This is a genomic window from Streptococcus mitis, assembly GCF_000722755.1.
In the GTDB taxonomy this organism is placed as follows: Bacteria; Bacillota; Bacilli; order Lactobacillales; family Streptococcaceae; genus Streptococcus; species Streptococcus mitis_CM.
Genome location: NZ_JPFY01000008.1, coordinates 54,439 through 64,768, shown reverse-complemented (window position 1 = coordinate 64,768; position 10,330 = coordinate 54,439). Strand labels below are relative to the sequence as shown.

5 protein-coding genes are annotated in these 10,330 nt (G+C 44.0%); all 5 read right to left on the bottom strand.

The genetic code is table 11. From position 1 onward, the window contains the following. Window positions 1–103 precede the first annotated feature (103 nt). Window positions 104–982 (bottom strand): glycosyltransferase family 52, encoded by an 879-nt coding sequence (locus SK578_RS00540; protein WP_042749792.1) that lies wholly within the window; start codon window positions 980–982, stop codon window positions 104–106. Beyond that, the gene (locus SK578_RS00535) at window positions 979–1,683 is read right to left on the bottom strand and encodes an acylneuraminate cytidylyltransferase family protein (protein ID WP_042749791.1); all 705 of its coding nucleotides are present in this window, start codon (window positions 1,681–1,683) and stop codon (window positions 979–981) included. The genes SK578_RS00540 and SK578_RS00535 overlap by 4 nt, the downstream gene beginning before the upstream one ends. Continuing rightward, window positions 1,667–3,022, bottom strand: coding sequence for a sodium:solute symporter family transporter (locus tag SK578_RS00530; protein WP_042749790.1), 1,356 nt, complete (start codon window positions 3,020–3,022; stop codon window positions 1,667–1,669). The genes SK578_RS00535 and SK578_RS00530 overlap by 17 nt, the downstream gene beginning before the upstream one ends. A gap of 1 nt (window position 3,023) precedes the next feature. After that, window positions 3,024–4,355, bottom strand: coding sequence for a glycosyltransferase (locus tag SK578_RS00525; protein WP_042749788.1), 1,332 nt, complete (start codon window positions 4,353–4,355; stop codon window positions 3,024–3,026). Between the two features lie 199 nt (window positions 4,356–4,554). Then, a complete protein-coding gene (locus SK578_RS00520) occupies window positions 4,555–10,308 on the bottom strand; it encodes a ZmpA/ZmpB/ZmpC family metallo-endopeptidase (RefSeq protein WP_042749786.1) in 5,754 nt (1,917 codons plus the stop codon). Window positions 10,309–10,330: the final 22 nt, after the last annotated feature.

Here is a 10,330-nt window from a genome sequence, read left to right as displayed (position 1 = left end):
TTGAGTGCTTTTTAATCATTCAAACTATAGTTTTTCGCTATATTTATATATAAAAAATCCATACAGACGCATGGATTTACATATTTAAAAATATACATTTATGCTACCAGCCAAGTGAAACCGTTTCAAACTGACAACCTAATCGTCGCAATTCTTTTTGACGGTCCTCATAGTAGGGGAGGGAAATGCCTGTGATGGTCACATGGGGCAGGTCTTGTAAGTGGAGGCTGACAGACGAGGTGAAGTGATAGACCTGAACGAACTCGTATTCTTGAAAGAGTTGGGCTAGGACATCTTCAAAGATTAGCTCCGTCTCCAAGTAAGTCACATCTGGTATAGTGAAAGTCTCCTTGGGATGGGGCAGATAGAGGTCAATAGCCAAGGCCTTGGCATAGGTACTGATAAAGCGGATGGAGATTTGGTCGTCCTCTTCCGAGAACTTTTGTCCCAGCAAGACCTTGACCGTCTTGCCATTTGAAACGGGTGCTTGGGGCAGGTCAAAAAAATGCTCCAGATAGACCAGCTTTTCTCTCGCTACGACATGGTAGTCACTGCGATAGAGGGTATAGTGCTTTTCCGTCCGCTCAATCAAGTCATCTCTGGTCAATCCCAAAGAGCCGACCTGACTGGGATGGAGAGGCCGGGCATACATGCCCAAGGGATAAATATCCGCATAACCATCATCGAAACTCATGAGGTGATGGTATTTGGAACTAGCAACCAAGTCCAGAATCAAGCTATTGTCAAAACTGGCATAAAAGATGGTGTCATAATCTCCAGCCAGCTCCTGACAAATCTGAGCCAAGTCCTCTGCCGTCTGAGGATAGTAAACATGGTCAAAATCCTTAGCATAATGCTCCTGTCGGGCATTTTTGACAGGACTGACATAAAGGTTGACAAAGGCCTGATCAGGATAGAGTCCCTTGATATACTGAGATATTTTAGCCTGCAAGGGCGTTGTGGCAATGATGAGGTGTTTCATCTCTTTGATTCTCCTAGGTGGTGATGGTGCAGCAAGGTCTCAACGACTTCAAAATCCAAGGCATCGTCGATATCATAAGAATAGAGTTTGGGCATTTCATAGGCTACTGTCTTGTCTGTGTAAAAGGTCTCATCTCTTAGGTAACGGTCCTTGCGAGAAATCCAGATACTACCGTTGGGATAGTAATAGACAGGCTCTTTCTGCCGAGCATAGTGCTTGGACACCTGAGGCGGACGGATAAAAGTCGACTCCTCCAACTGCAAGAAAAGACTACGACTCTTGTCCGCCTTCACACAGGAAATCAGATGGTCGGCCCCAGACTGACAGTAGAGTTGATAGGACTCGACGAGGTGCTCCACCTCTCTCAAGGGTGAGGTCACCTGTAGATTCACGAAGACCTGCTCTTCCTCAAAGGGCTGTAAAAAGTCTCGTAAAGTTTCCAAGCTAGAGGTTGTTGCCAAGGCCAGTTCTTTTGGTCTGTGGACACAACAAATCTCTGGATAGGCTTGACAACAGAGTTCTAGATAGGCTAGTGAGTCTGAGGAGACCCAGATTTCACTAAATAGCTTAGAGGCTAGAGCGACTTCTATAGTATAGAAAACCAAGGGTTTGCCTGCAAGCGGTTTGATATTTTTATCCACTAAGCCGCGTGAACCTGAACGGATCAAAATGACGGCTATGGGTTTAGATGTTGCTTTCATATAGTCTTCCTAGAATTGAGATAAACAGGGCAGATAGGGTGGTGATGATGCTATTTAACCAAGGATTTGGGTTAGCAAAAAGGCCACTGTAATGATAGAGGAGCAAAGCCCCTAGACTAAAGACCAGATAGATTTTAGCCAGTTGTAAACTCGGCTTTTTGAGAAGTAAGACCAAGAGGTACAAACCTCCAATCACACCCAGTGTCAGACCCATAAAGCCGTTAATCCATTCGTAGATGGAGTAGATTTCTGCATTCATGAATAAGAGGCAGAGGAGCCAGGATAGGCCTGCTATGACAAAGGACAGGAGGCTTGGCGACCAGCGAATATTTGACCAGGCGAAATCCAACTTCAAGCAGGTCACGATTGCATTCATACTGGATGAGACCGTGGATTGTCCTGCTGCCAAGAGAGCTAGCATGATGAAACTGCCAAACCAAGGTGCCAGACCTTCCCGAGCGTAAGCAATGAGAACAGGATTGGTCGAGGTGGTGGCAAAATTTTCCTGACGAATCAATAGGCCAATCAGATACAGTAAACTAGCAATCCCAAAGGATAAAAGGCCCTGTAGCCATAAGATTTTTCCAATCTTCTGACGCCCCATTTTACTGTTAAAACGTTGGACGATGTCCTGTGAGGAAACGTAGGAAAACAGGCTACTAAAACCTGCTCCTGCAACTAAGATTAAGACTGTCTGGCCATCTAACGTCCCTGCAAAGTGAGATAGCTGCTGACTGCTATTTACGACTAGACCTGATTGGGCAATTCTTGGTAGAAAGAGGGCCAATATAGCCAGCAGGACCCAGCTCTGAAAGAAGTCCGTCCATAGGACAACCAAGAGACCTCCTCTTGCTAAATAATAGACCGTCAAGAGAAGGAGCAAAGCTGACAAGACCAGCTGATTGATAGGGATAAAGGGCTCTAAGGCCTGAGACAACAAGTAGGTCACAACTGCTATTCGCCCCAACTGGTAGAGGATGAAAAGGCCTGAGGCCAGTGAGCGAATGCCAGACGATTGAAACTTGTCTTCTAAAAGATGATAGGCCGTCTCGTAGTTTCCCTTTTGATAGAGAGGCAAAAAGTAGCGGTGGGCGAGGGGAATGGCTAGAAAGATGCCACACTGGGCAAACCATAGATAGGATCTGCCTGTATAGGCATTCCCCACCAGAGTCAGAAAGGAAATAGGGCTGAGCAAGGTCGCAAAGACCGAGAAGGCCAAAACGATCACAGGAACAGCTTTCTTAACCTGATAGTAGTCCTCTTCGCTCCCTTTTTTCCGATAGGCAATCCAGGAAATCAAGCAGAAATACAGCGAGAGGGTAACTAGAATTCCCAACATCCTAGAAGTTCCTATCTAATAGTTCTCTGTATATTTGAGCTACTGTTTCCAGAGAATAGTGAGAGGCTAAGGCTAGATTTTTTTCATTTAATTGATAAAAATCAGGATGTTCCATCTCTTCTATCATTTGGATCAATTGTGCCTTATTCCGGAAAAGTCGGATGGCATCTGACTGACCGGCATAGAAACGATGGGCAATCTCCACATCTGATAACAAGGCTAACAAACCTTGGTTGAGGGCTTCGACGCAGGCGTTGGCAAATAATTCTGTAAAACTAGCCGACAGGTAGCACTGGTGGAGGTGGTAAGGAACCTCATCGACAATGCCTTTGAAGTGAATGGTTGGTGGCAGGTCGTAGCGATTGCGCAGTTCCTCCAGACGCTCCTCTGTACCACCATAAAAGGTAATCTGGGACTTGGAGCCACGTTTGTAGAGTTCGATAAAGGCTTCGATGACAAACTCAACATTCTTGCCTTCTCCCATATGCCCCACTAAGCAATAGTCCAAAACAGGTCCGATTTTTCTTAGCTGACCTAATTTTTCTGTAAACATAGGTGGCAGGAATCTTGTCTGGTAACCTTCTTGCGCCAAGCTTTCTGTCAACTTTTCACTGGCAACTAGATATCTGTTTGCCTTGCGTAGATTGGCGAGGCGTAAGTCTCGCATGATATTTTCATGGACGACTTCATAGTAATTTTTGTCCGTGTTTTCCATGTAACGCCAGAGGCTAGGTTTGGGTACGATTTGTTGGTCACGAATAAAGAGGTCAGTTTGCTGAGCCCATCTAGCTAGGAACTTGACCAGCAAGTCCTCTTCAGAACAAATTTCTCCCTCAATGCGGTAGATATACTCTGGATAAAAGATGGTGACAGGAGAGGGTTCTTTGAAAGGATCGATATAGCGACCTTCAAGAGCCAGTTCTCCATTTTCATGATACCAACGCAACTCCTTTTCTTTAAAATCTTCAAACAAGAAAGGACCCTTGGTATAGTAATATTTGCCCGAACCATCTCCAAGGGTAACAGAGGCCACAAAGCCATCTTCATTGAGTTCAACCTGATCTCCCTCTGCTAGGGTTAGACTTTCTGGTCTCACTGTCAAGTCAGCATGCCCCATATCTGAAAAGCTATGAGGAACGCAGAGTAATTCCTTTTCTAAAAATCCTAACTTGATCAAGTCTTTCTTCCAGTCAGGACGAAGCTGAGGGCTCGACACCAGATGGATATATTCCAAACCCAGATGTCGTGCTATGCGGGCGCGATAGGCCTGGGTACTCTCAAAACCGTAGCGATGGATTTCCTTGGCTGGATGAATGGTGACAATTCTCGACATACTATACACTCTTTCTCTACTATTTTCTGCTTACAAACGAAAAACTACCCTCACAAAAAGGCGAGGGTAGTTAATCCGTTACAATGCTTGGGGATTTCCTAGCAAGTTCCCCCTCAAAAGGACTTTATGCTATTCTATCACAAAGACCGACCATCTGCAAGATAGAGTGACTTGGACAGGATAACTTGAGGGAGTTTTCTTATGATTTATAAATCGATTCTCTGAAATCATCTGTGCTACGTAGGTAGGCATTGTAGATTTTTTGTTTCAAGAGATGTACCCAGCTTGCAGGAGCATGGCTTGTTGTACGGTCAATATTAGCCACATCTCTTGCCACTGCTTGATCAATAAGTTCTTGCATTTGGGCTGCTGAACGAATTGTAATCTCCTTGCTGCTGTTTGGTACACCAAGCTCGTACTGAATGGTGATTGGTTTCAATTGATCTTGCTTACGAATACGTTGATCAAACATATCTTTCTTGAACTCAGCCCATGAACCGTATTTGTTGGCAAAGACATTTTTCAAGACGAGGCTATCAGTTATGAGGCCCACATCTTTTCGGAGCCAATCTGAATAGGTAATGTCCCCATTGAGTTTAGCTTCTTCTGCATATTGGTTCGATACATATGGTAAGAAGCCATCTTGGTAACCTTTTTCTGCCAATAATTCGTAGGCTGTCTTTCTAAACATGATATCACCAGGCGCACCCTTTGGATTGCTAAGGGCAGCATAGATCGGTGAGAACATACTGATAAGATGATAGCCATTGCGAGCATAGTCACTCTTATCACGGTAAGCCCGACGGTTGATGATATCATTGTCAATCAAGGCATTGAGACTAGTTAGTTTACTTACTTCCTCATCTGTCAGCGGACGAACAGAGTTTCCTGCATGCGTTTGTTTATGATACTTGTCCTCAATGTAGAAATTCTCTATTTTTCTAAACCATTTTTTCTTAACATCATTTGACTTAGTTACAATGGCATTGGCTTCCATAGCATCCAAGGTGTACAAGACATCGTACATACCATGAACATACTCCTGCAAGGCCGCAGCTGATGTAAAGCGGCTTGTCGGGTCATAAGTATGTAAGCGAGTTGGTGAATCCTTATCCCCTTTATAGAGGGTGTTCAAGACAATAGCATCCTTATCTAGGTTATCAGCAGACTGTAACAATCCTAAGGCATACAACTCTGCTCCCAATCCTTCACGACGACCTTTCCCTTCAAAGTAAATATGTCCGTCAGAATTGTGAACCATTTCATGAGTATAGACAGATGTTCCGTATTTATCCAACAATCGGTCACTGACATAGTGAACCTCAGAACCGTTGGCATAGGCTCCAGCTCCCTTACTTTCCCCATACCACTTACCAGTTGGTCCAAAGAAGTTGTAGATCGAATCAATGGCCTTATCAGACAGGGTAGCCCAATAATAATTGCTGTTGCTATCTTTCATACCAAAGCCATCTGAAACCATGACTGAACGGAAGAGTTTTTCTTTGTATTCTGGTGAAAGGAGATGGTACCAGATATCGTAGTGGTCTCGTTGCCATTCAGCCGACTGGTCGACCTTAGCACGAACATACTGACGCAGTTCTTCTCCTGACAAGACTGTATTATTGACACGGTCACGGTAGCGTTCGTAGCCACCAAATGCCAAGGTAGAAAGGTTTGAAATCACATAAACATCCTCTTCTGGCAATGTCAATAGCGGTAGGAGCATGCTTTTTAATTTCCAACTTGGTGCCATAATACGGTCATAGACTCCTAGCGTATAGTTACTATCTGGGGTAGCTGACTCTTGTTTGGCACGCACTTCTGGAATTGCTGACTTACTCTCTACGATATAGGCCTTGGTATTTGTCTTCAACCATTCATTATTGGTTTTGGTTGGTAGGAAGAGTTTTCTGTAAGACTCTAGTAAATCCGTCACTGTCTTGCGACCTTTTGCAGCGGCCAGGGTTGTCTCATAGGCACTGATATTATTTGATGCCTTGAGATTTTCCATACCACTCTGACCTAGGGAAATGATGGTATCCAGGGTTGAAGCTGTGCTATTGCCATCAAAGTCAAACTTATAGGTATTGAGGTCCTTGGTATTGATGTGATCATAGTTGATATTGTACCAGCGATTGAGATAGGTCAAACCAAGCAAGAAAGCTTCCTTGTTGTTCTTGATTTTCTCACTGATGTAGGTTGCTACACTATCTCCCATCGTATTGATAGACTTGTCCATGGCTAGCACTTTACGGAGATGTTCACCGATATTGGCCTTGACTTTCTCAAATTCTTTATCCAAATATAGTGGATCAAGTGAAGCATCTGCCTCAATGCCAAGGACTTTTCTCATGGCTGCCGAGTCATATTCAACCCCTTGCAAATCTGCTAGAACCTGATTGGTCACTTTCGTATAGTCAGATAGAAAGGCCTCTGGCGTAAAGATAAAGTTTTTACCTGCTACGCTATACTCTGCAATTTGTGTATTTTTGAAGTCATCTTTGTAAGTGACGTCTAAGTAGCTGATTGTATTATCAGCAAAATGCAACATCAGCTTATTGATAGCTGCTTTATTGGCCTGAATATCTGTGATAATGTCATTGTCCTTCATTGGTACAACATCCAGTAGTTCTGTGGTGTAGAGCTTATCCGTAGAATCGACTTGATTTCCATAGTGAACCACTAACTCTTTATTGTAGAAAGGCATCAATTTCTCGATATTGTGATAAGCAACTTTCCGACTAGCTTGGCCTTGGCTTAACTGAGTATAGTCCACACTGCGCTGATTGGCCTTGAGTGTTTGACCTGTGTCGTCTAGCGTCACTGTCATACCATAAGACTGAACCTTTTCTCTTGCCTGGTCTTGGGTGATTGGGGTCGCATAGAGATCTGCCTTCTTGTTCTCTACTGCAGTGCTGGCATCTTTGATGTCTGCTCCCCTGTACTGATCTCCTGTGATGGCATAACCATCTCCAGTGTTGACCATGCTAACGACATGATGGATACGGCCATTTTGCCATGTAGAACCAGCTATTCCTCCTACGCGTGGATAGGTTGTCGTATTGAGAATGTTTCCACTTGCTAGCGAATGAGAGACCAAAGCACCACTTTGAACTTTTCCTACAATACCTCCAGCAAATTGGTCATTATTACGGGCATTGCTAGAAATACTTGTATCAACAGCTACCTTATCAATCTTAGCCTTATTACCAGATAAGAGCCCTGCTATACCTCCCACATAGTAAGGAGAAGCATCCGTATGCTTAGCCTGAATGCTACCTGTAAATGAACTATTGCTTATTTCTGTATCTTGAGCCTTGGCTACCAAACCTGCAACTGACTTGCTACCTGTCAATTGACCTTCTACAGCTACATTACTAATCTGACTATTAGTAGCTACTTTTGCTAGGCTGGCTGTGTCATCTTGACTCTTAATCGCTACTGCTTTAAGGTCAATATCTTTCACAGTAGCCTTGGTCAAGTTATCAAACAAGGCTGTCTTGAGGTCATAAATCGCAAACGGCTTCCCATCACTCGCACCGATAAGATTACCAGTGAAAGTGCCTGTCACATAGCTGGTTTGTCCCTTTGCTAAGGCCACTTCATCAGCTGTCATATCAGCTCCAAGTTTAAAGGTTCCAGCGAGATTACCTTGCATGGCAGCAATCAGTTTCTTGAAGGAAGTATAGACACCGTCCTTGGCAAGCTTTTGCTTATCAACTGTGAAGCTATAGTTATCCTTGTATGCTGAATCTTTCTCTTGAACCAGTTCATTGAAGGCAACGGTTACCTTGTACTTCCCATCCTCTGTTTCCTTAATAGAGCTCACTGGTAGCAACATTTCTTTCATCTTATCTGATTTGACTTTGACAAAATAAGGTGATAAATCACTTGGTACTTCTGATAAATTCAGATAGCGACGGTAGTGACCATCTTCCTTACCATAGAGCCCCACTTCATCCACATCTTTGATTTCAATTTTCTTATAGTCCAATTGAAAATCTTTCGTTGATACTTCTGTATTTTCCTGATCAGATTGGCCTAGATTATAGGTCAGGTAAGTCTTAATTGTATAAGGAGTATAGTAGTCCAAACCATCAATCGTTTGCTGAACGGATAAATCTTTCAAATCCACTTCTTTAATCAGTGTTCCATTTTGAAAAATTTGGGCCTTGGCCTTAACAAAAGCAGACGTTGGGTCATCTAAGCGGTAGTTGACTGCTACTGCTTTTTTGCTCTCATCTTTAACCAGATTAGTAATTTCAACTGTTGGTTTGGTTTTAACAAGACTACCAACCTTGACAATCTCTTTGGTTGGTGCTACTTCTGTACGTGAGATTTCCTTGCTAGCTTCCACCTTACCATCTACGAGATAATCTTCATACTCGATTGTCCGTAAACCGTCTTTTCCTTCCTGAGCAATTTCTCGATGATTTTTTAAGATAGTCGCATCTTCAATTTCTTCAGTTTCATGAGGAATGGTTTCTGTTACTGTACGATGATTGCTTGTCAAAGGCAGTTCAGGAAGAGCCTCTGCTACAGCAGCTTCACCTTCGTGACCTGACTCTTGCGTGCCTTGGGTACTGATTGGACCTGTATAAGACGGTAATTCTGGTTGAACCAGAGATTCGCCTTCATGACCTGACTCTTGCGTGCCTTTTGCTTCTACCGGGGCTGTGTAGGCTGGTTGTACTGGTTGGACTAGAGCCTCACCCTCGTGACCGGGCTCTTGCGTACCTTGGGTACTAATTGGAGCTGTGTAAGATGGCTGAACGGGTTGAACTAAGGCTTCACCCTCATGGCCGGGCTCTTGCGTGCCCTTACTGCTAACAACTTCTGTAGACTCTGGCACTGTTGGCTCAACTGGAGCTCCCTCCTGAGGACCTGTGTAAACTGGTAGTTCTGATTGAACAAGGGATTCGCCTTCATGACCTGACTCTTGTGTGCCTTGAGTGCTAATTGGGTCTGTATACGCTGGTTGAACTGGTTGAACTAGAGCCTCGCCCTCATGACCTGACTCTTGTGTACCTTGAGTACTGATTGGTGCTGTGTAGGCCGGTTGAACGGGTTGAACTAGAGCCTCGCCTTCATGACCTGACTCTTGTGTGCCTTGGGTGCTAACGGGTTCTGTATAAGTCGGTTGCACTGGTCGAACTAGAGCCTCGCCCTCATGACCTGACTCTTGTGTGCCTTGGGTGCTAACGGGTTCTGTATAAGTCGGTTGAACGGGTTGAACTAGGGCATCGCCCTCATGACCTGGTTCTTGAGTTCCCTTTGCTTGCACTACAGTTTCATTACTCTCTTGCTGTTGGGGCTCTACCACTGATCTATCTACATTTTCTAAGTTAGACTTGCTGTCATGCGCCTTCTGTTTATCTGATTGCTTAACAACGTCTACTTTATTTTTCACATATCCTATGTATGTATAACCAGGAATATCAACCGGGGCTGGCAAGGCATCTCCTACCTGAACCGATAGTTGGGTGTTATAAGCAGCTAGTGTTTCGCTAGTCAAGGCAAGGGCAGTTGGAGACAGCAACTGACTGCCTAGAGCGCTTACTAACAAGAATCGACTAATCTTGCTCTTGCCATCATGTCCCTTAAGAACTACTACAATCAATAAACTAAGGCCTGCCACCAACGCAACAGTCCCTAATGAAGAGCTGGTCCCCGTATTGGGCAATACTTGATTGGCTCGATAAACCAGATAGTAAGTCGCATCTGATTCTTCCGCTACTTGTGGTAAGGATGTAACCAAGAGAGCCTTCTCTTCATCGGTCAAATCTGATTCTAAAACATAAGTATAGTTAACAGTATGAGATTCTTGGGCAGATACCGTCTGTAGGCCAGTTCCCATCAAAAAGAAACACGCAACTGCTACAGATACAAGGCCAACTGCCAATTTTCTTAACGAGAAATTCTGTCTTTCTTCTCCACTAGTTTTGAAATTCATATTCCCCTCTTTTACATTTTTA

Bases quoted from the DNA above. Each gene is read 5' to 3' on its own strand.
- SK578_RS00530 (WP_042749790.1), bottom strand. From the start codon at position 3,022: ATGTTGGGAATTCTAGTTACCCTCTCGCTGTATTTCTGCTTGATTTCC.
- SK578_RS00540 (WP_042749792.1), bottom strand. From the start codon at position 982: ATGAAACACCTCATCATTGCCACAACGCCCTTGCAGGCTAAAATATCT.
- SK578_RS00535 (WP_042749791.1), bottom strand. From the start codon at position 1,683: ATGAAAGCAACATCTAAACCCATAGCCGTCATTTTGATCCGTTCAGGT.
- SK578_RS00520 (WP_042749786.1), bottom strand. From the start codon at position 10,308: ATGAATTTCAAAACTAGTGGAGAAGAAAGACAGAATTTCTCGTTAAGA.
- SK578_RS00525 (WP_042749788.1), bottom strand. From the start codon at position 4,355: ATGTCGAGAATTGTCACCATTCATCCAGCCAAGGAAATCCATCGCTAC.